Origin of the sequence: Pelagerythrobacter aerophilus, assembly GCF_003581645.1 — a bacterium.
GTDB classification, from domain to species: Bacteria; Pseudomonadota; Alphaproteobacteria; order Sphingomonadales; family Sphingomonadaceae; genus Pelagerythrobacter; species Pelagerythrobacter aerophilus.
In genome coordinates, this window is sequence record NZ_QXFK01000018.1 from 411,554 (window position 1) to 430,889 (window position 19,336).

At 66.4% G+C, this 19,336-nt stretch carries 16 protein-coding genes and 1 tRNA gene; 7 read left to right on the plus strand and 10 right to left on the minus strand.

Translation table 11 applies throughout. From position 1 onward, the window contains the following. The first annotated feature begins 41 nt into the window (after positions 1-41). Together hisC and D2V04_RS12690 are read left to right on the plus strand one after the other, a co-directional pair. Complete coding sequence (hisC, locus tag D2V04_RS12685) at positions 42-1,142, plus strand: histidinol-phosphate transaminase (RefSeq protein WP_119514034.1); 1,101 nt, start codon at positions 42-44, stop codon at positions 1,140-1,142. Beyond that, positions 1,139-2,044, plus strand: a complete 906-nt coding sequence (locus D2V04_RS12690; RefSeq protein ID WP_119514035.1) for a prephenate/arogenate dehydrogenase family protein — start codon at positions 1,139-1,141, stop codon at positions 2,042-2,044. Before hisC ends, D2V04_RS12690 begins: the two co-directional genes overlap by 4 nt. Here the strand turns inward: D2V04_RS12690 and D2V04_RS12695 are convergent. Genes D2V04_RS12695 through ftsE form a run of 4 tightly spaced genes read right to left on the minus strand, consistent with a single transcriptional unit; the run spans position 2,041 to position 4,932 of the window. Continuing rightward, positions 2,041-2,736: a lysophospholipid acyltransferase family protein gene (locus D2V04_RS12695; protein WP_119514284.1), complete on the minus strand. Its 696-nt coding sequence runs from the start codon at positions 2,734-2,736 to the stop codon at positions 2,041-2,043. The genes D2V04_RS12690 and D2V04_RS12695 overlap by 4 nt on opposite strands. Positions 2,737-2,747: 11 nt before the next feature. Continuing rightward, positions 2,748-3,272: a YdcF family protein gene (locus D2V04_RS12700; RefSeq protein WP_182849749.1), complete on the minus strand. Its 525-nt coding sequence runs from the start codon at positions 3,270-3,272 to the stop codon at positions 2,748-2,750. Continuing rightward, positions 3,269-4,201: a cell division protein FtsX gene (locus tag D2V04_RS12705; protein ID WP_119514036.1), complete on the minus strand. Its 933-nt coding sequence runs from the start codon at positions 4,199-4,201 to the stop codon at positions 3,269-3,271. The genes D2V04_RS12700 and D2V04_RS12705 overlap by 4 nt, the downstream gene beginning before the upstream one ends. Further along, on the minus strand, positions 4,198-4,932 hold the full coding sequence (gene ftsE / locus D2V04_RS12710; protein WP_119514037.1) for a cell division ATP-binding protein FtsE: 735 nt from the start codon (positions 4,930-4,932) through the stop codon (positions 4,198-4,200). Before ftsE ends, D2V04_RS12705 begins: the two co-directional genes overlap by 4 nt. Before the next feature lie 154 nt (positions 4,933-5,086). On the opposite strand from ftsE, the gene D2V04_RS12715 reads away from it, so the two are divergent. Then, the gene (locus tag D2V04_RS12715) at positions 5,087-5,902 is read left to right on the plus strand and encodes a zinc-ribbon domain-containing protein (RefSeq protein WP_119514286.1); all 816 of its coding nucleotides are present in this window, start codon (positions 5,087-5,089) and stop codon (positions 5,900-5,902) included. Positions 5,903-6,011: 109 nt separating this feature from the next. Next, positions 6,012-6,098, plus strand: a tRNA-Leu gene (locus tag D2V04_RS12720). A gap of 89 nt (positions 6,099-6,187) precedes the next feature. On the opposite strand, the gene D2V04_RS12725 is transcribed toward D2V04_RS12720, so the two are convergent. Continuing rightward, entirely contained in the window at positions 6,188-6,634 is a 447-nt protein-coding gene (locus tag D2V04_RS12725) for an Lrp/AsnC family transcriptional regulator (RefSeq protein ID WP_119514038.1), read from the minus strand. A 119-nt stretch (positions 6,635-6,753) separates the two neighbouring features. On the opposite strand from D2V04_RS12725, the gene alr reads away from it, so the two are divergent. Together alr and D2V04_RS12735 are read left to right on the plus strand one after the other, a co-directional pair. Continuing rightward, a complete protein-coding gene (gene alr, locus D2V04_RS12730; RefSeq protein WP_119514039.1) occupies positions 6,754-7,899 on the plus strand; it encodes an alanine racemase in 1,146 nt (381 codons plus the stop codon). Then, positions 7,896-9,152, plus strand: coding sequence for a D-amino acid dehydrogenase (locus tag D2V04_RS12735; protein WP_119514040.1), 1,257 nt, complete (start codon positions 7,896-7,898; stop codon positions 9,150-9,152). The genes alr and D2V04_RS12735 overlap by 4 nt, the downstream gene beginning before the upstream one ends. Here D2V04_RS12735 and D2V04_RS12740 read toward each other — a convergent pair. The 5 genes from D2V04_RS12740 to D2V04_RS12760 all read right to left on the minus strand — a co-directional run bounded on the left by D2V04_RS12740 (position 9,143) and on the right by D2V04_RS12760 (position 17,723). Beyond that, positions 9,143-10,621, minus strand: coding sequence for a mannitol dehydrogenase family protein (locus D2V04_RS12740; RefSeq protein ID WP_119514041.1), 1,479 nt, complete (start codon positions 10,619-10,621; stop codon positions 9,143-9,145). The genes D2V04_RS12735 and D2V04_RS12740 overlap by 10 nt on opposite strands. A 7-nt stretch (positions 10,622-10,628) precedes the next feature. After that, positions 10,629-12,188 carry a pectate lyase gene (locus tag D2V04_RS12745; protein ID WP_119514287.1) on the minus strand — a complete coding sequence of 520 codons (1,560 nt, stop codon included), beginning with the start codon at positions 12,186-12,188 and terminating at the stop codon, positions 10,629-10,631. Then, entirely contained in the window at positions 12,185-13,183 is a 999-nt protein-coding gene (locus D2V04_RS12750; RefSeq protein WP_119514042.1) for an alpha/beta hydrolase, read from the minus strand. The genes D2V04_RS12745 and D2V04_RS12750 overlap by 4 nt, the downstream gene beginning before the upstream one ends. Continuing rightward, entirely contained in the window at positions 13,180-14,820 is a 1,641-nt protein-coding gene (locus tag D2V04_RS12755; protein WP_407672104.1) for a family 43 glycosylhydrolase, read from the minus strand. The genes D2V04_RS12750 and D2V04_RS12755 overlap by 4 nt, the downstream gene beginning before the upstream one ends. 89 nt (positions 14,821-14,909) lie before the next feature. Then, positions 14,910-17,723: a TonB-dependent receptor gene (locus tag D2V04_RS12760; RefSeq protein WP_228766423.1), complete on the minus strand. Its 2,814-nt coding sequence runs from the start codon at positions 17,721-17,723 to the stop codon at positions 14,910-14,912. A gap of 253 nt (positions 17,724-17,976) precedes the next feature. Here D2V04_RS12760 and D2V04_RS12765 point away from each other — a divergent pair, with 253 nt between their 5' ends. Continuing rightward, positions 17,977-19,329: a pectate lyase family protein gene (locus tag D2V04_RS12765; RefSeq protein ID WP_119514043.1), complete on the plus strand. Its 1,353-nt coding sequence runs from the start codon at positions 17,977-17,979 to the stop codon at positions 19,327-19,329. The last annotated feature ends 7 nt before the right edge of the window (positions 19,330-19,336 follow it).

Genomic DNA, 19,336 nt, shown 5'->3' on the forward strand with positions numbered 1-19,336 from the left:
TTTTTGCCCGCCCTGCCCGTTCCCCTAGGAGGCTCAACGACATGAGCGATGGCCCTACCCCCAAGCCCTGGATCGAGGGCATCCACGCCTACGTGCCGGGCAAGGCCCGGGCTGCCGACGGGCGCGAGCTGGTCAAGCTCTCGGCCAATGAGAACCCGCTGGGCACGAGCCCGGCAGCGCTTGCCGCGCTGACACAAGCTGCGCCACCGGCGCGCTACCCCGATCCGGACGCGGGTGCGCTGCGCGAAGGCATCGGCGCGCTCCATGGGATCGACCCCGTGCGCATTGTCTGCGGCACCGGGTCGGACGAGCTGCTCAACCTCGCCACGCAGGGCTACGCCGGGCCGGGCGACGAGGTACTGTTCACCCGCTACAGCTTCGCCGTTTACGACATCGCCGCGCGCCGCTGCGGCGCGGTGCCGGTCGAGGCCCCCGATGCCGACTACGGCGCCGATGTCGACGCGCTGCTCGCCGCGGTGACCGAGCGGACGCGCGTGGTCTTCCTCGCCAATCCGAACAATCCGACCGGCAGCTTTCTCCCCGGGTCCGAGGTGGCACGGCTCCACGCCGGTCTGCCGCGCGACGTGCTGTTCGTGCTCGACCAGGCCTATGCCGAATACCTCGCGCCCGAGGACGACGACGGCGGGCTCGCGCTCGCTGCGCGGCACGACAACGTGCTTGTCACGCGGACGTTCTCGAAGATCTACGGTCTCGCCGGCGAGCGGGTTGGCTGGGCGACGGGTGCGCCGGGGATCGTCGACACCCTCAACCGCATTCGCGGGCCCTTCAACGTCACCAACCACGGCCAGGCGGCGGCGCTCGCCGCGCTCGGCGACCAGAGATTCGTCGAACGTTCGCGCGATCACAACAAGGCGGAGCTGGCGCGGTTTTCGGACGCGATCGGTGCGCTCGGCAATCATGGGCTGCGCGCCCTGCCGAGCAAGGGCAACTTCGTGCTCGTGCTGTTCGAAGGTGCGCTGGCCGCTGCGGCCGCGCTCGATGGCCTGGCCGACGCAGGCTTCGCGGTGCGCCACCTGCCCGGTCAGGGCCTGCCGCGGGCCTTGCGCATAACCATCGGCACGCGCGAGCAGATGGACGCGGTCGCGCAGACGCTGCGCGCCATGGCGGAGGCGGTCCGTTGAGTATCGAGCGCGTCGCGATCATCGGGCTCGGCCTGCTCGGCGGCTCGCTCGGGCTGGCGATCGCCGAGCATCTGCCGGACGTGGAGACCACGGGGTACGACGCCGACCCCGCCGTGCGCCGCCGTGCCGCCGAGCGAGCTCTGGTCCGGACCGTCTGCGAAACGGCCGGAGAGGCGGTAACCGGCGCCGACCTCGTTCTCTTCTGCGTGCCCGTTGGCGCGATGGCGCAGGCGGCCGCCGAAATCGCCGACCATTTGTCCCCCGATGCGATCGTCAGCGACGTCGGATCTTCGAAGCAGTCGGTGATGGACGCGCTCCGCGAGGCACTGCCGGGGCACACCGTCATTCCCGCGCATCCCGTTGCGGGCACCGAGCAGAGCGGCCCCGACGCCGGATTCGCCAGCCTGTTCCGGCACCGCTGGTGCATTCTCACCCCGCCCGCCGATGCCGATGAGGAGGCAGTTGCTGCGCTGACCGGCTTCTGGGAAGCGCTGGGCGCGAAGGTCGAGATCATGGATGCGGCGCATCACGACCTCGTGCTCGCCGTCACCAGCCATATTCCGCACCTGATCGCCTACACCATCGTGGGCACGGCCTCCGATCTCGAGGAAGTCACGCGCAGCGAGGTGATCAAGTATTCGGCCGGCGGCTTCCGCGATTTCACGCGCATCGCCGCCAGCGATCCGACGATGTGGCGCGACGTATTCCTGTCGAACCGAGACGCGGTGCTGGAGATGCTCGGCCGTTTCAACGAAGACCTGACGGCGCTCCAGCGCGCGATCCGGCGCGGCGATGGAGAGGCGCTGTTCGAACTCTTCGCACGCACGCGCGATATCCGCCGTTCGATCGTCGAACAGGGGCAGGACGATGCGCGGCCAGACTTCGGCCGCAAGGATCACTAGGCCGCGGGCGATCCCGCGTTCAGCGCATTGATCGCCTCGATCACCTGCCGTTCAACTTCGGCGCGTGGCAGCCCGGGAGCGATCGGCTCCGCAAACCGGTAAGTGATCGTGCCCGGCCGCTTGAGCCGGCGGTGATAGAGCGGACCGCTGTCGACCGCCACCGGCACCACCGGCAGCCCGAGGAGCTTGTAGAGCCCCGCAAAGCCCGCCTGGAGCTGGCGCCGCTCCCCATGCGGCACGCGGGTACCTTCGGGAAAGATCACCAGCGGACGGCCCTGCGCGGAATAAGTCCGGGCGGATGCGACCATCGCACGCAGCGCCCGGGCGCCTTCTTCGCGGGCTACGGGGACGCAGCCATAAGCTTCGGCCGCACGGCCCCAGCCGGGGATACGAAACAGCTCGCGCTTGGCGAAAGGCACCGGCCGATCGAACAGGCACGGCGCGTCGATCGCCTCGAAAAAGCTCTCGTGCCGGACCGCATAGAGCGCCGCGCCGGCGGTGGGCGCGCCTTCCAGGCGCACCGATATGCCGAGGAACACCTGCGCGCAGGTACGGTGGAAGCAGCACCAGCGGTCCACCACCCAGCCAAGCGCGCGTGCCCCCAGCGGAATAGAGGCGACCGCCGAGAGCACGTAAATCACGCTCCCGAGGTAGAAGACGAGATAGAACGCGAGATTGCGCAGGAGGAGCATCGCCTGCCCCACTACCACAGCCGGCTGGCCGTGCTGGCGAGCAGCTTGTGATATTCGAGGAACAGGTCGCCGAACGACGGATGCGAGGGAACCGCATCCCACACTACCGTCACACCGCCCGGGAGCGTGCGCGCCAATTCACCCGCTGCGCGCCGCATGTGCCAGTCGGTCGTGACGAGGCGGAGCGACTTGATCTCGCGCGAATCGACCCAGCGCGCGGTTTCCGAGGCGTTGCTGCGCGTGTCGACCGCCGCAAAGCCGAGCGCGACGCAGCAATCCATCAGATCCGCCGGCACATCGAACTGCGCCGCGAACTCGCGCGGTTTGACCTCGGGATCGACCCCGGTCACGAGCATCGCTTCGGCTTGCCCATTGCGAAGGATCTCGAGTCCGCGCTCGATTCGTCCGGCACCGCCGGTGGGCACGATCACCGCGTCGGAATGCAGGTCTCCCGCCGGCCCCGGCAGCGCAACCGCAAACCACAGGAAGCCCAGCGCCCACAGCATGACCACGGCGGAAACGATGCGGCCGATCACAGCATCCGCCTCACGGAAGCGAGCACGGTCAGCCGCGCAGTGACGATCGCAATCACGACCCCCGCGATCGGGATACCTGCGAGCATCAGCCAATCGAACAGCGTCAACCCGCCGCCGGCCATCATGCCCGAGCCGAGCGCCGCGAACTGCTTGCCGAGCACCATGACCCCGGCGACGCCGATCGCCAGCCCCGCCGCACCGCCGAGCACCGCATCATAGCCGATCGAGCGCTGGAAGATGCGCGCGATCTGGCCGTCCGTGCCGCCGAGGAGGTGGACGATCTCGATCGTGTTCCGGTTGCTGCCGAGCGCCGAGCGCGCCGCCAACCACACCGCTGCGGCACTCGTCAGCGCGAGCAGCACCACGAGCGCGATCGCCAGCCACTGAAGCGATGCGATCGCCGCGAACACGGGTTGCAGCCAGCCGGATTGCGCATCGACGCGCGCATCGGGTGCGATCTGGAGCAGCCGCGTCTGAAGGTCGTCGATCGCGGCGCGGTCGGCAACGCCCCGCAGACGCACGTCGATCAGCGCCGGAACGGGCACAGTCGCATCGGTTGCCCCGACGCCGAGCCAAGGTTCGAGCAACGCTTCGAGCTCCGCCTCCGGCACCCGGCGATAGGTGGCGATCGCCGGGTCGTTCGCGAGCGCATCCATCACCGCGTCCGCCTGCCGCTCGCGTGCGGCGGGAAACGCCTCGATCACCTGCACGGTCACACCGCCCGAAAGCTCGGCGCGTGCGGTATCGGCCATGTTCTGCAGCGCAAGCCCGCCCGCCGCCGCGATCACCGTCAGCGCGACCATGATCGCGATCACCCATGGCATCGGCCCTACGAGCCGCGCCTGGGGCACCAGCCGCGCCGCACGATCGCCGCCGAACGGCGAGAAGCCGCGCACGATCGCACGATTGAGCGTTCCCGACTTGGTCATGATACAGAGTTCTCGCGGCTGGCGGCGCGCGGCGGATAGCGCAGCGCGCCCGTGGGATCGGACAGCCGCCCCTTGTCCAGCCGCATGATCAGCGAATCGGGCACCTTCTTGAGCAGATGCACGTCGTGCGTCGCGACGACGACCGTCGTGCCCAAGCGATTGAGAGCCTCGAACAGGCGCAGGAGCTTCAACGCCATTTCGGGGTCGACGTTGCCGGTGGGCTCGTCTGCCACCAGCATGTCGGGCCGGCCGATCACCGCACGGGCGATCGCCACGCGCTGCTGCTCCCCGCCCGACAGCGTGGCTGGCCGCGCCTCATACCGGTGCGACAGGCCGACCCAGTCGAGCATGTCCGCGACCGGCTTCGCCACGTCGGATTCCGGCATGCCCGAGACGCGCAGCGGAAGCGCCACGTTATCGAAGGCGGAGAGGTGCGGCACGAGCCGGAAATCCTGGAACACGACGCCCAGCCGCCGGCGGAAGGCCGGCAGGCGGGCGCGCGGCAGGGTAATGACGTCGGAGCCGAACATCCGGATCGCCCCGCGCGAGGGGCGTTGCGCCAAGTACAGCAGCTTGAGCAGCGAGGTCTTGCCCGCCCCGCTCGCCCCGGTGAGAAAATAGAAACTGCCCGGGTAGAGCGTGAACGATATGTCGCGCAGCACTTCCCCGTCGGTGCCGTAGCGCAAACCCACGTTGTCGAACGCCACGATCTCGCTGTCGAAATCGCTCATGGACGAAGGTCCGTCCGCAGTGTCGGGAGATCGCAGCTTGGCATGTGCGCGCGGCTATAGCGGCGCTTCGATGTGGAAAAAAGCCGCTCGCTCGCTCCCGCATTGCGGGCAAGCCTTGTGCGATCCGTGGCCCGCCCTAAGGATGCCGGTTACGATGATCATCGCCTGCCCCGCCTGCTCGACCCGCTATGTCGTGCCAGACAGCGCTATCGGAGTCGACGGGCGCACGGTGCGATGCGCGAAATGCCGGCACAGCTGGTTCCAGGAAGGCACGGGCGCGGAGATCGGCGAGGATGCGCCGCCGCCAGCGCCTCCCGCGCCCCCGCCGGTAGCTCCTCCTGCGCCGCCGCCGCCGCCTCCGGTCGAGGAATCACAACCTGCGCCGCAGGACGAACCCGAAGTCCCGGAAGAGCCCGCTCCCTCGCCTGCGCCCGATTTCGACCAGCCACCGCCGGTGGCCGAAGCGATTCCCGCCCCGCCGCCGCCTGTGGAACCCGACGACGGCTATTCTCCCTTCGCGGCCGAACCGCCCTTCCGTCCGCGACGCAATCCGCTGAAGATATGGACCGCGGCCGCCGCAGTATTCGCGGTGCTGGCGCTCGGCACGATCGCTGCGGTCAGCTATTGGGGCCTACCCGGCTGGGTGCCCGTCAGCCGCCCGATTTTCGCGGTCCAGCAGCCCGATCTCGTGCTCGAGTTTCCGCCCGAACAGCAGGACCGGCGCACGCTGCCCAACGGCACGGAGTTCTTCGGCGCGAGCGGCACGATCACCAACGTCGGGCGCGAGACACGCACCGTCCCCTCGATCCTGATCGTCATGCGCGATGCCCGCGACCGGATCGTCTACAGCTGGGAAGTCGCACCGCCCAAGGCGCAGCTCGCCCCGGGGGAGAGCGTCACGATCAACGAGGCGGTAACCGACGTTCCCAAGTCGGCCAAGTTCGCGGAAATCGGCTGGAAACCGGGCTGATTGCGGGCATGGCGCGACAAGCACGCTCAAACCGCTTGCGGAGGGGCGCACCTGTTGCTAGTGGCGCCCGCCTACCCCCCGAGGGCGCCCGTCGCCCTTCTGGCTGAGTGCGGTCGTGGCGGAACTGGTAGACGCGCAACGTTGAGGTCGTTGTGGGCGAAAGCCCGTGGAAGTTCGAGTCTTCTCGACCGCACCATTTACCCTTTATTTTCAGGTAGTTAATCCTCGTTTTCCCGGGAAAACGGGGATTTTTGCGTTTGCCAGCGTTCGCCGATGGCCGCCGTGCTACCGCCGGCGATGGCTGCGCATGGCGAAGCTCGACGTGATGCGTGAAACGCCCGGGAGTCGCGACAGGACGTCGCGGTGGAACTCTCCGTAATCGTCGATCCCCGCGATCTGGACGCGAAGGACGTAGTCGCCGTTGCCGGTCATCAGATACCACTCCTGAATTTCCGGGTGGCGGCGTAGGGCGGCCTCGAAACGGGCGAGATATTCTTCGGTCTGCCGTTCGAGCTCGATTTCCACGATGGCGACTGTGCCTTCGTCCGGTCCGGCGATCGAGACGATCGCGGTATAGCCCCGGATCACGCCCGATGCCTCGAGCAGCTTCACGCGCCGCAAGCAGGCGGACGGCGATAGGCCGACCTCCGCGGCAAGCGCGCTGTTGGTAATCCGTGCATCGAGACGAAGGCGGTTGAGAATCCGCCGATCGGCGTCGTCGAGGGCTTTCATGCAGAATATTCCACTATTTTGCAGATTATGCCTCTCATAGGGCATTTATCGGCGTTTCATACATCAGATTGGCGAAACGTTGAGCAGGATATGCAGTATTCCCGCCGAAGGAGCGGGGAATGCAATCACACATCGCCATCGACGCATTCTCGAGCCGGCTTGGCACCGATCTCGATGCCATACGCGCGAACTATCGCACCATTGCGCGGCGTATCGCGCCGGCGCGCTGCGGCGCCGTCGTCAAGGCGAACGCCTACGGTCTCGGCGTGACGATGGTCGGCCCGGCCCTTTACCGCGAGGGCTGCCGCACCTTCTTCGTCGCCCAGCTTTGCGAGACCGGTCCACTGGCGCAAGTCATCGGCGGCGATGCGGAGATCTTCGTCCTCAACGGCATCGATCCCGGGAGCGAAGCACTTTGCGCCGAGCGCGGTTTCGTGCCGGTGCTGAATTCCGCGACGCAAGTCGAACGCTGGCGCACGCTCGCCCGCTCGAACGGCCGGTCGCTGCCGGCAGCCCTGCAAGTCGACAGCGGCATGTCGCGCCTCGGCCTGCCCTCCACTGCCGCGATCGCTTTGGCGAATGATCCGGCGTTCGCGCGCGAAGTCGACCTTCGTCTCGTCATGACCCATCTCGCCTGTGCGGACGAACCGGCGCGCCCTGCCAACGCGGAGCAGCTCGCGCGGTTTCGTATGGTCCACGCGCATTTCCCGGGTGTGCCCGGCTCGATCGCAAACAGCGGTGGCATATTCCTTCCCGGCGAGTTTCACGGCGAGCTCGCGCGGCCCGGCGTCGCCTTGTTCGGAGTCGATCCAGGGCCCCATGCCGAGGGGCTCCAGCCCGTCGTCCGGCTCGATGCGCGCGTCCTCCAGATCCGCACGATCGAGGCGGGTGCCGGCGTCGGCTACGGCTTCGAGCACATCGCAAGGGGGCAGCAACGGCTGGCGACAATCGCCATCGGTTATGCGGACGGCTGGCCGCGTTGTCTCGGCGGTGTCGGTGCCGCTTGGCATAGCGGCACGCGGCTTCCCATCGTCGGGCGCGTATCGATGGACAGCACGACCGTCGACATCGGCGCGCTCCCCGAAGGGGCGTTGCGCGAGGGCGACTTCGTCGAACTCATCGGCCCTTCGCAGTCGCTTGACAACGTCGCACGCGATGCCGGGACGATCGCCTACGAGATCCTGACGCAATTGGGTGCGCGGCATGCGCGCATCTATCTCGAAAACGGCGCCGCGCAGGTGCGGGCGCCTGGGAGCTACCCATGAGAGTGATCGTTCTGGGCGCCGGCGTGGTCGGCGTGACCTCGGCCTATTACCTGGCCGAAGCCGGGCATGAAGTCGTGCTGCTCGACCGCCAGTCGGGGCCCGCGCTGGAGACCAGCTTCGCCAATGCGGGCGAAATCTCGCCCGGCTACGCCTCCCCCTGGGCGGCGCCCGGCATTCCGCTGAAGGCACTACGGTGGCTGCTCATGAAGCATGCCCCGCTGATCCTGCAGCCGCAGCTCGACATGGCGATGCTGCGCTGGATCCTGGCGATGTTGCGCAACTGCACCGCGGCGCGCTACGCGCTCAACAAGAGCCGCATGGTCCGCCTCGCGGAGTTCAGCCGGGACGAGCTGATCGCGCTGCGCGGCAAGCTCGGGCTTCAGTACGATCAGCGATCGCTCGGTACGCTTCAACTCTTCCGCACGCAGAAGCAGCTCGACGCGAGCGCGAGCGATATTGCCGTGCTGGAGCAGTACGGCGTTGCCTACGAGCTGCTCGACCGCGACGGCTGCGTCGGCGCCGAACCGGGCCTCGGCGCCTCGCGCGATCGCTTCATGGGCGGCCTGCGCCTGCCAGGGGACGAGACCGGCGACTGCCACGTGTTCACGCGCCTGCTCGCGGAGCGGCTGCCGGGCATGGGCGTGGACATGCAGTACGGCACGACGATCGAGGCTCTGGAGCGGGACGGCGATCGCGTCAGGGGTGTCCGCACCGACCGCGGCCTCGTGCGCGGCGATGCCTATGTCGTCGCGCTCGCCAGCCATTCGCCCGGGCTGCTGCACCCGCTCGGGCTTCGCCTGCCGGTCTATCCGGTGAAGGGCTATTCGATCACGTTGCCGGTGGCCGACCCGGCCCGCGCGCCGGTCTCGACCCTGCTCGACGAGAGCTACAAGATCGCGATCACCCGGCTTGGCGATCGCATCCGGGTCGGCGGAATGGCCGAGCTTGCCGGCTTCGACCGCACTCTGCGCCCGCGGCGCGAGGCGACGTTGCGCCATTCCATAAACGATCTCTTCCCCGGCGCCGCGGCGAACCATGAGCCGCCCAACTTCTGGAGCGGATTGCGTCCGATGACGCCCGACAGCACGCCCGTGGTGGGCGCAACGCCGGTGCCGAATCTGTTCCTCAACACCGGTCACGGTACGCTGGGCTGGACCATGGCGTGCGGTTCCGGCCGCCTGGTCTCCACGATCGTCGGCGGCGAGACCCCGCCGATCGACCCAGGTGGGCTCGGTCTCGCGCGCTATCTCTGATCGCGAACCGCCGCCGTAAGGGTTGCGGCGGCGCCGCTCCGAACCAGGTCTCCGAGCCAGCGGGCGATTTCGCCCGCTGCGGGGCTTTGGGCCAGCACCGGCGGAAAGATCGCGTCGAGCGCCAGTAGCCGGCGCGCCGCGTCATCCGGATCGGCAGCGGCCGCCCAGGCAGCCGCGGTACGATCGGCCAGGGGATCGTCGACCGCATGCCGCGTGCCGTCATCGCCGCGCCCCGCCTGCCAGCGCATCCAGGCAGCGATCGCAAGGCTCGTCATCGGCGAAGCGAGCCCCATCTCCTGCCGTGCCATAAGCGAGGCGACCAGCCGCTGCGGCAGCTTCTGGGATCCGTCCATCGCGATCTGGCGAGTCCGATGCCCGAGCGCGCGATTGGCGAAGCGCGCCATCAGCGCCCGGCGATAGGCGGCAATGTCGAGTTCCGCCGGCGGGACCAGCGCGGCCTCCGCCTCATCCCACAGTGTCTCGACGAAGGCCGAGCCCGCGCGGGTAGCTACAAAACGGTCGACAAATTCGACCCCGGCCAGCGCACCGAGATAGGCGATCCCCGAATGCGCGCCGTTGAGGAGGCGGAGCTTGGCCGTCTCCCAGGGCGCGACGTCGGCGGTCATCTGAACGCCCACCGCGTCGAAGTTGGGCCGCTCGCCTGCGAAGCGGTCTTCGATGACCCACTGCGTGAACGGCTCGGTCTTGACCATCGCGCGGTCGAGAAGCCCGGTCCGGGCGGCCAGCCGCTTGATATCCTCTTCGTCGGTCGCCGGCACGATGCGGTCGACCATCGTCTGCGGAAAGGCGCCCTTTTCGGCGATCCAGTCGCGAAGCGCCGGGTCGCGGCGCCCGGCCATGGCAAGCACCGCCGCTTCGAGCCGGCGCCCGTTCTCGGGAAGGTTGTCGCACGAGATCGCCGTGAATGGTGCGAGCCCTCGCTCCCGCCGCCGCGCGAGAGCGGCGACGAGGAATCCCGGTGCCGTCTTCGGCGTATCGGGGCCGGCGAGGTCGGAGGCCACCTCGGCGTCCGCTTCGATCAGCGCCCCCGTCGCGGGATCGAGCTTGTAGCCCTTCTCGGTCACCGTGAGTGTCACGATATGCGTCTCGGGCGCCGCCAGCGTCTCCACCAGCGCGGCGGGATTTTCGGGCGCCACCAACACGTCCCTGACGGAGCCGATGACGCGCACCCGCTCTTCGGGCCCGTTGCGCACCACGAGGCCGTAGAGCCCGTCCTGCGGCGCCATCGCATCCCGGGTGGCAGGCGAACGAAGCGAAGCGGCGCGAATGCCCCATCGCCTATCACCGCGCGCGAGAAGGTCGTCGAACACCACTGCCTGATGCGCACGGTGGAAGGCGCCGATGCCGAGATGGACGACACCCGGTTGCACCGCCGAACGATCGTACCCCGGCCGTTCGATGTCGTCCGGCAATCGCTCGACCGTGGCATTGGTCAGCCGCAACGTCACTCCCGCATCACCGGTCGGAAACCAGCGCCTCGATAAGGCGGCTCATGTTGGCGATATAGGTCGCGGTCGAGATGCCGATGACCGGCGTATCGGTCGTATAAGGCGAGGTATCGGTCGCATCACCGACGTGGGTCGAGCGGAAATCGCCCGGCGCCGGTTCGGCGGGCCCGTCGCCGCGGTAGGGATTGCTCGTCGCGCGGAGTGGTGTGGGCCACCAGCCATCCTCGTTCAGCGTGCGGACGAGATCGGTGGGCGCGGCCGCGCCCCGCGCGTTGAGGTCGGAGCCGGTGGCTAGATCGACCACGAAATAGCGGGGTAGCGGTGTGGCCTCCGTCGCATAGAGCGGCGAGTTGCGGACTGCTTCTTCGGGTGGCAGGGCCCTCAGTGCCTCGTACTCACGCCGCAGCGCCGCGACATCGATGGCACGGTAGGCGGAATAGTGGCCAAGCGGCGCTTCGGGATTGTAATCCCAGTAATATTCGCCGTTCACGACGTTCGAGCCGCGGCGGTGGACATAGATCGGCCGGTTGGTGCCGATCTCGATGAATGTCGGGAAATGACGGTCGCCGCTTCCCTGCCCCTCCGGCAGGCGCACCGATTCCAGCCAGTCCAGCGCTTCCGGGATGCGGGCGAGGAACTTGGTTTCACCGGTCATGCGGTAAAAGTTCATAAGCTGCCGCACGTTCGCCGCCGTAGTGCTCGTGGTGAGCGCATTGGGTTCGTACGTGCGCGCGCCCGCAGGCTTCAGATCGAGGGTATATTGCAGCGCCCAGCCGGGCTGCGGCGCCCCGAGCTGCGTCACCAGGAAAGAGTTCATCGCCCGGATGACCGGTTCCACCACGCGGGTGTCGCCGAGCGTCTGATGAACCATGAGCAGAAACTTGATGTTCTCGGCCGCGACGTCGTCGTTGAACGTGATGTAGCGCGAGTATTCCGGAAACTCGGGATCGTAGGGCCAGCGCTGCGGCCAGCCGCCGATCGGATACTGGCTCTCCAGAACGAACTGGATCGCCTTGTCGAGCGCCGGGCGATATTTGGGATCCAGCTTCTCGACATAGAGACGAAGCAGGAACTGCATCGCTTCGGAGGTGCCGGCATCGTCGAAGGTCGCGTTGTCGGCGTAGTGCTGAAATTCCTCCATCCGCCACGCGTTCTTGCCGATCGTTTCGTACCAGTGGCGGGTCGAGGCGGGCCCGGCGAAATCGATGAAATAGTTCCAGCCACCGCTCCGGTGCTGGCCGCGGATGAGCGCCGCCGCGGCCTTTTCCGCAGCCTGATAGTAATACTCGTCGCCCGTGGCGTGATAGGCGTCGAGGAACAGGTGGCCCATCGTCGCGGTACCCGGCGGCTGCACCCAGATCATGCTCGGTTTCGCCTCGAGCTCGCCCCAGCGGCGGGACATGTCGGGCAGATAGGACCAGACATAGCCGCCATTGGTCGAGGCTTCCTCGACCATGAACCGCGTCGCGCGCTTCATGGTCTGCTCGATCTCTTCCTGGCTCTGAGCCCTAGCTTGCGGCGCCGTGACCAGGATCAGCGCGAGCGCGCAAAGCAGACGGTAGATCATGCCCACAGCCCCTGTCCCCGGCCCCAGCGATGGAAGAGATGCTCCCAGCCCTCGACCGTCTTTCCTTTCGCAAGCCGGAGCCCGAAGCCATGCCCGCCATCGGCGTAGAGATGAGTCTCGGTAGCGATGCCTCGTTCGTGCAACGCGGCGCGAAGCATCAGCGTGTTCTCGACCACCACCGAGCCGTCATCCTCTGCGTGGAGAAGGAAGGCCGCCGGCGCATCGGCGGGCACGTTGAAGCTGGGCGTATGCGCCCGCTCGATCGCCGGAGAAGCCGATTCACCGATCAGATTCTTACGCGATCCGGCATGGGCCGTGGGCGCGGTCATGGAGATGACCGGATAGATCGGCGCTGCGGCATCGGGGCGGGCCGAGAGGCGGTCGGCAGCGTCCACCGGATCGTAGACACTGGCGTCGAAGCGGGTCATCAGATCGGCGCACAAGTGGCCCCCGGCGGAAAAGCCCATCGCCGCCACGCGCTTCGGATCGAGGCCGTAAGCATCGGCGCGATGCCGGATCAGGCGCATCGCGCGCTGCGCGTCCGACAAGGCCACGTCCGGCCCCGCGGCCCAGCCCTCGTACGGCAACCTGTAGAACAGCACGAAAACCGTGATGCCGTGCCCGTTCAGCCAGCGGGCCATCTCGTAGCCTTCCTTGTCGACCACCACCCAGCTGTAACCTCCGCCGGGGGTGATCATCACCGCAGCGCCGTTCGGGTTTTCGGGGCGAAAGACCGCGAGGCGCGGGCGGGAGATGCCGAAGACGTAGCGATCGTTGAACGCCGGATCGGTGCTCCGTTCCTTCACCGTCTCGATCGGCAGCGTTTCAGGCGCTCCGGGAGCGCCTGCAGGCCACAGGTCGATTGTCTCCGTCGGATCGGGAAACGTCAGGTGAGGGGAAGTGGGCGTCGCAGGCGCAGCGGTCTGGCCTGCCGCGCGCGATGCGAGACCCAGCGCCATGCCGCCCATCAGGGCCGTCCTACGGTCGAATCTCATGCCAGGGCCTCATAGGTGAAATTGGAGAACCGCCCTTCCCCGCTTCCGGCAACGTAGAGCGCAGGGCGGAGGCTGAGGAAGTCGTAGGCCACGTTATGATGGTAGCCAGAGACTTCCATCTGCACGTCGAACTTCTGCCAGCTCCGGCCGCCATCCTGACTCGTATGGATCGTGAGGATGTTGCGGTCGTTGGTCAGGCGGATTCGCATCCCCGTCACCGGTGCTCCACCCTTGTCGCGCTGACCGGGGATAGCGCCCCGCGAACGCTGCAGACCGTAGCGGTGCATCATCAGCCCCTTGTCCCCGAAACCGAGCCCGGCATAGAGCCGCCGGTTGTAGAACAGAAGCAGCCCCGCCTCGGCGCCCGGATCGACCTCCACGTCCGCCTCGATGCGATAGCGCTGATCGCCGTTGACGAACGACAACGGTGAGCAATCGCTTGGCGTGCTTCCCTTGCCGCGCATGTGGAGCACGCCGTTCGCCCGGCGGAGGCGTTGCACTTCGTCCGGCACGGGGTCGTAGAAGCTCCACTGGATGCCGAATTTGTCGGCCGAGAAATCGTCGCTCAGCGGCATGCCGTGCTGCTGGTCGGGGAGATCGAGCGGCTTCTCGATCGGCTCCGACAGGTCACCGCCCAGCGGCTCTATCCAGCCGTCCTCGGTCCATTCGACCGGCTCCAGCAAGGCTTGGCGGCCGAGCGTCCAGTAGCCGTTCTCGTAACCGTGGTAGATCATCCACCACTGGCCGCCCGGTCCTTCGAACAGCGTCGCATGGCCGCGCGACCACCACTTCTCGCGCGCGCTCTTGGTGCGGATCTGGGGGTTGTTGGGGGCGTGTTCCCAAGGGCCGTGAATGGAGCGCGAACGCGCCATGATGACCATGTGCCCGGTCGGCGGCCCCGCCGTGCCGCCCACGGCGGTGGTCATGTAGTAATAGTCGCCCCGCCGGGTGATCTTCGGCCCCTCGGGCGCGAAGGTCTCTACCACCCATTCCTCGGGATAGCGCCAGGGGTCGTAGACGTGCTCGACCTCGCCCACGACCGAAAGGCCGTCGGGCGCAAGACGCACACGATCGCCGCCGGAGAGGAACAGCCAGCGGCTGCCGTCCTCGCCAACGGCATGGCCGGGATCGATATGATCGGGAAGCTTGAGATCGATCGGATCCGACCAGGGTCCTTCGATCCGCTCCGCATGAATGACGTAGATCGACTTGTAGTCGGGGAACCGCGCGGGAATGTAGAGGAAGTAGCGGCCCTCGTGCTTGACCAGTTCCGGCGCCCAGACCGATCCGATCGGCTTGGTAAGCGCGGCCGTCACGGGCTGCCAGTTCACCAGGTCGCGGCTGTGCCAGATGACAAGGCCCGGATAGGCATCGAAGCTGGAGAAGGTGAGGTAGTAGTCCTCGCCGTCGCGCAGAATGGTCGGGTCCGGATGATCGCCGGCGAACACAGGGTTGAGGAACCGCCCGTCGCCGAGATCGGCCTTGCGCTGGCCTTCGAACCCCTTGCCCCACGCCATGTCCGCATAAGGGTCGAGCGATGACGTCGCGCGCGAGCCCTGCGCCAGCGCACGACCGGGAAGGAGTTGGAGGATACCGGCGGCTGCGACCGCCTTCAGGCCGGTCCTTCGATCGAACATGCTTGGAGGAGCCTCCTTGGCAGGAAAGAAATGGCCGGCCGCGCCAATCGCACGGGCCGGCCAAGGGGGGAGTTACCTGGCGAAGCGCATCACAGCTTGAAGCGCACGCCTGCCATGATCACGCGGCCGAAGTGGTTGTTCTCGTAATTCCGGCGCGCAAAGTCGTCGGTCCAGCGATAGCGGTAGTCATCCGTCAGATTGGTGCCGTCGAGCGACAGCTCGATCTGATCGGTGAGCTGATAGCGAATCGCGGCGTCGAGGTTGAACGAGCTGCCGAACCCTTCGAAGATGTTGCTGTTGCCGCTCGTGCCGGTGATGTAACCGCCGCGATAGGCACCCGATACGCGGATCGAAAGCTTGCCGTCGTCGTAGTAGACGGTACCGTTCGCCGATTTCTTCGACAACCCGAGGAGTGGGCGAGTGTATATCTCCGGGTTCTCGTCATCGCCGAAGTTATAGTCGACCTTGCTATCGATCAGCGTCACGTTGCCGAGCACGCCGAAATGACGCAGCATGCTCGAGTCCGAGAACGCAGAGAAAGGAAGGTTGAGACCAAACTCGACACCCTTCAGACTCGCGCCGGGACCATTGAGGGTAGTCCTGAACTCAAATTCGCGATCGGGATTGGTCCCGTTGACGATCGCGTCGTAAACAGGTGTGCCCGGTGTCAGAAGAGACGTAGGCAACCCACTGTCCGCCCAGGTGCCCTCTTCCGAATCCGCCAGCGGGAAGCTCACGATATCCTTGGCAAAGAGCGCCACGGATGCGAGCGCTCCCGGGGCGAAATACCACTCAAGCGCCACGTCGTAGTTGGTCGCACGATAGGGATCGATGTAGGGATTGCCGGTCGAGATGCGGAAATTGAACTGATCGACCGACCCACCCGGTGTCAGCGAGCCTAGGCTCGGCCGGGTCATCACCTTGGCGATGGCGCCGCGCAGGATCAGATTGTCCGCCGGGAAGATGTTGACATTCATGGCCGGCAGCCAGTCGTCATAGGTGCGCTCTATGGTCCTGTAGGTGCCACTCAGGAACCCTTCGGACGTCTGATCGGTCTTGGCATAGCGCATGCCCGCATTACCCGTGACACGCATGCCGAACAGCGATGTTTCGTAGTTCGCCTGGAGCCAGCCACCGGTCACCTCCTCGGTGACCGAGCGCTGCCCCCCTTGATCCAGCACGGCTTCGCGGTTGTAGAGGTCGATCAAATCGGTGGCGGCGTCGAGGTTCGGCACAACCCACTGGTTGGTGTTGCCTTGCGGCTGCCCCGCCTTGCCGAGTTCGAAGATATCGGCAAGATCGTCGGTTACCGGCGCACCGGAAGCGCCCGGCGCACAGTCGAATGCCTGACAGTAGACGCCGTCGCGCCGGTATCCGATCGTATCGAAGTTGAAGCGGCGATAGAAGGCGCCACCCGCGAACTGGAAGCCATCTGCCACATCCCATTCGAGATCGAGCGCGGCCGTACGGAACTTGTTGGTGAGCGATGACGGCCGGTCGCGGAACTCGGCGAATTCAAACGCTGCCGGATCATCGATTCCGGGGCCGAAGACCAGGAGCGGCGACTTCATGTCGGTGTAGTCGTAGGTGTAGCCGTCCGCGCGGTCGTCGAACATCAGCGAGGTTTCGATCGGAATGTCTGCGTCCGACCGCGAGAGGCCGCCCCGAAGCGTTCCCCGGAACATATCGCTGAACTCGTGATCGATGTTGGCCGAGATCTGATAGAACTCGGTCTCGCTCTCACGATGATAGCGCTCGGTGCGGACGTAGGCGTTGTCCAACTCGGCCGAGATGATGTTGTTGTCGCCGTCGATCACATAGTTGGAGATATCGATGGTGTCTTCATTGCTGCGCAGCAACACCTCGCCCCAGAACTCGTCGCGATCCTCCTTGAAGTTCGAATAGAGGCCGTCGATCGAGATATTGGTGCGGTCGGTCGGCTTGAACTGGATCGACGCGGTCGCGCCCAGACGTTCGCGATCATGGTCGACGAGGCCATAGCGCGGGATGCGCGGGTGAAAAGCGTCGGCAACCTCCGCGCACTCGCCGGTCGGATTGTCGAGGTCGCATGCGACGCCGTTGACCGAACGGAACGGATCCTGAGCCCAGCGCACCGAGTTGTTGCCGAGCTCCGAGGTCTTGTACTGCGAGTAGGCGACCGAGGCGGACACGCCGAACGTCTCGGCGTCGTTGGTCCAGCCGATGAGGCCGGCGAGGCGCGGGCCGACATTGTCGTTGAGGTCGTTGTAGCGGGCCTGCGCCGAAGCGGTGAGCGTCAGGCCGGCGCCATAGTTGATCGGGTTGCCGGTGTTGAGATCCACCACCGCGCCCAGCGACCCCTCGTCGAGCGATGCCGATGCGGTCTTGTGCACAACGATCGAGTTGAACAGCTCCGACGCGAAGACGTTGAAGTCGAACGCGCGGTCGCGGTTGGCGGACGCGCCGTCGGTCGAGGTCGCAATGGTCTCCATGCCGTTCACCCGAACCCGGGTGAACTGCGCCCCCAGACCACGTACGGTGATCGCACGCCCTTCGCCCGCGTCGCGCTCGATGGCGACGCCCGGGATACGCTGCAGCGATTCGGCCAGGTTCTGGTCGGGGAACTTCGCAATGTCCTCGGCCACGATGACGTCGATCGCCGATACCGATTCGCGCTTCATGTCGAGCGCCGCGTCGAGCGAGGCGCGGAAGCCGCTGACGACGATCACATTGCCCTCTTCCCCGATCGCTTCCTCGGCGACAGCTTCATCGGCGGCCCCGCTGGTCGTGCTGGGGGACGTGTCCGTCTCCTGCGCACTTGCCACGGAAGGCAGCGCGGCCGTCGCCAGCACTAGAAACGAAGTGGCTCCCATGAGCCGCGTCAGCGCGCGCTTCCGCCGCTCGATGTCCTGATCCTTGCGCATTCCTCTCTCCCTTGTCCGTTTCGCTTATGGAGGCGAATAAAACCGTATGACACCGGTGTCTAAGCTAGACGACGGCATGGCTGGAGAGAACGAACTCTGGAGTTGAGGCAATGACGGCGCCCCTTCACTCTCTCCCACCGATGCTGTGCTTATCCGCCCAGTCATCATCCCGGTTGTAAGATGTAAGTAACCGGTGTCATAAGAGTGCGCCCGGCGCGAGACGCTGTCAAGACCGGTGATTGGGAGAGAGACAATGATGCGTGTTCTGATACCCCTTCTGTTGCTGATTGTGGCCTCGCCGCTACGCGCGGAAGCCTTCCCCGGCGCGACGGGATGGGCCGCGACGACCGAGGGCGGGCGCGGCGGCACGATCATACGAGTCACCAATCTCGATGCGGACGGGCCCGGTTCGCTCAAAGCCGCCCTTGAAGCGTCCGGACCGCGAATCGTCGTCTTCGAGGTGGGCGGGGTGATCGATCTGGGCCTCACCACCGTGAATATCGACGAGCCGTACCTCACAATTGCAGGGCAGACCGCACCATCGCCGGGCATCACCATCATTCGCGGCGGCTTCGATATCCGCACGCACGATGTCATCGTTCGCCATATCCGTATCCGCTCCGGCGTTTCCGGAAAGCCGAAACGGAGCGATTGGGAAGCCGACGCCATCTCCACCGTCGCCGCCAGCAATGTGATCGTCGACCACTGCTCGGTCACCTGGGCTGTCGATGAGAACCTGTCTGCCTCCGGCCCCCGCTTCACGGGCGGCACCGTCGAGGAGTGGCGAGCGGGAACATCGCGCAATATTACGTTCTCCTACAACATCATCGCCGAAGGCCTCGCCCACGCCAGCCATCCGAAGGGAGAGCACAGCAAAGGCTCCCTGATCCACGACAACGCGACCGGCATCCTCATCTACCGCAACCTCTATGCCCACAATTACGAGCGCAACCCGATGCTGAAGGGCGGTGTCCAGGCAGCGGCGGTGAACAACTTCATCTTCGATCCGGGCGCGCAGGCGATCCATTACAACCTGATGGACCTGGAGTGGGGCGACCATCCGCATCAGACCGGAGAACTGTCTGCCGTCGGCAATGTCCTACGCGCCGGCTTCTCCACCCGCGACGACATCGCCTTCCTCTCGATCGGCGGCGTCGGCGATCTGCGCTACTACGGACGCGACAATGTCGCGGTCGGCCGACTGGGCGAATCGCTGCCGATGTTCGGCCGCTACACCACCAGCCCCGCGAAGATCGTCGAAACCGACGAGCCGCCCGTCTGGCCCGAGGGCCTGGACGTGCTGCCCGCGAATCAGGTGGAGACGCATGTCCTGCGATATGCCGGCGCCCGCCCCTGGGATCGCGACGCGCATGACATCCGCGTGATATTCGACGTTGCCGAGGGGCGCGGCGAGATCATCGACAGCGAGGCGGAAGTCGGCGGCTATCCGGTGGTCGAACCCACCCGCGCGCGGTTTGTCGCGGAGGAATGGAACCTCGATACGATGGAGCCCAAGTCCGGGCGCTATCCCGGCCAGAAGGACGATTTCGTCCAGCAGCCGACCAGCACGCGCGACCGGCTGATGCGGCAGCAGGAGGGGAACTGACGATGAA

Excerpts from the sequence above, each read along its gene's own strand:
- hisC (WP_119514034.1), top strand. The coding sequence starts at position 42 with ATGAGCGATGGCCCTACCCCCAAGCCCTGGATCGAGGGCATCCACGCC.
- D2V04_RS12695 (WP_119514284.1), bottom strand. The coding sequence starts at position 2,736 with ATGCTCCTCCTGCGCAATCTCGCGTTCTATCTCGTCTTCTACCTCGGG.
- D2V04_RS12705 (WP_119514036.1), bottom strand. The coding sequence starts at position 4,201 with ATGACCAAGTCGGGAACGCTCAATCGTGCGATCGTGCGCGGCTTCTCG.
- ftsE (WP_119514037.1), bottom strand. The coding sequence starts at position 4,932 with ATGAGCGATTTCGACAGCGAGATCGTGGCGTTCGACAACGTGGGTTTG.
- D2V04_RS12715 (WP_119514286.1), top strand. The coding sequence starts at position 5,087 with ATGATCATCGCCTGCCCCGCCTGCTCGACCCGCTATGTCGTGCCAGAC.
- D2V04_RS12725 (WP_119514038.1), bottom strand. The coding sequence starts at position 6,634 with ATGAAAGCCCTCGACGACGCCGATCGGCGGATTCTCAACCGCCTTCGT.
- alr (WP_119514039.1), top strand. The coding sequence starts at position 6,754 with ATGCAATCACACATCGCCATCGACGCATTCTCGAGCCGGCTTGGCACC.
- D2V04_RS12735 (WP_119514040.1), top strand. The coding sequence starts at position 7,896 with ATGAGAGTGATCGTTCTGGGCGCCGGCGTGGTCGGCGTGACCTCGGCC.
- D2V04_RS12745 (WP_119514287.1), bottom strand. The coding sequence starts at position 12,188 with ATGATCTACCGTCTGCTTTGCGCGCTCGCGCTGATCCTGGTCACGGCG.
- D2V04_RS12750 (WP_119514042.1), bottom strand. The coding sequence starts at position 13,183 with ATGAGATTCGACCGTAGGACGGCCCTGATGGGCGGCATGGCGCTGGGT.
- D2V04_RS12755 (WP_407672104.1), bottom strand. The coding sequence starts at position 14,820 with ATGTTCGATCGAAGGACCGGCCTGAAGGCGGTCGCAGCCGCCGGTATC.
- D2V04_RS12760 (WP_228766423.1), bottom strand. The coding sequence starts at position 17,723 with ATGCGCAAGGATCAGGACATCGAGCGGCGGAAGCGCGCGCTGACGCGG.
- D2V04_RS12765 (WP_119514043.1), top strand. The coding sequence starts at position 17,977 with ATGATGCGTGTTCTGATACCCCTTCTGTTGCTGATTGTGGCCTCGCCG.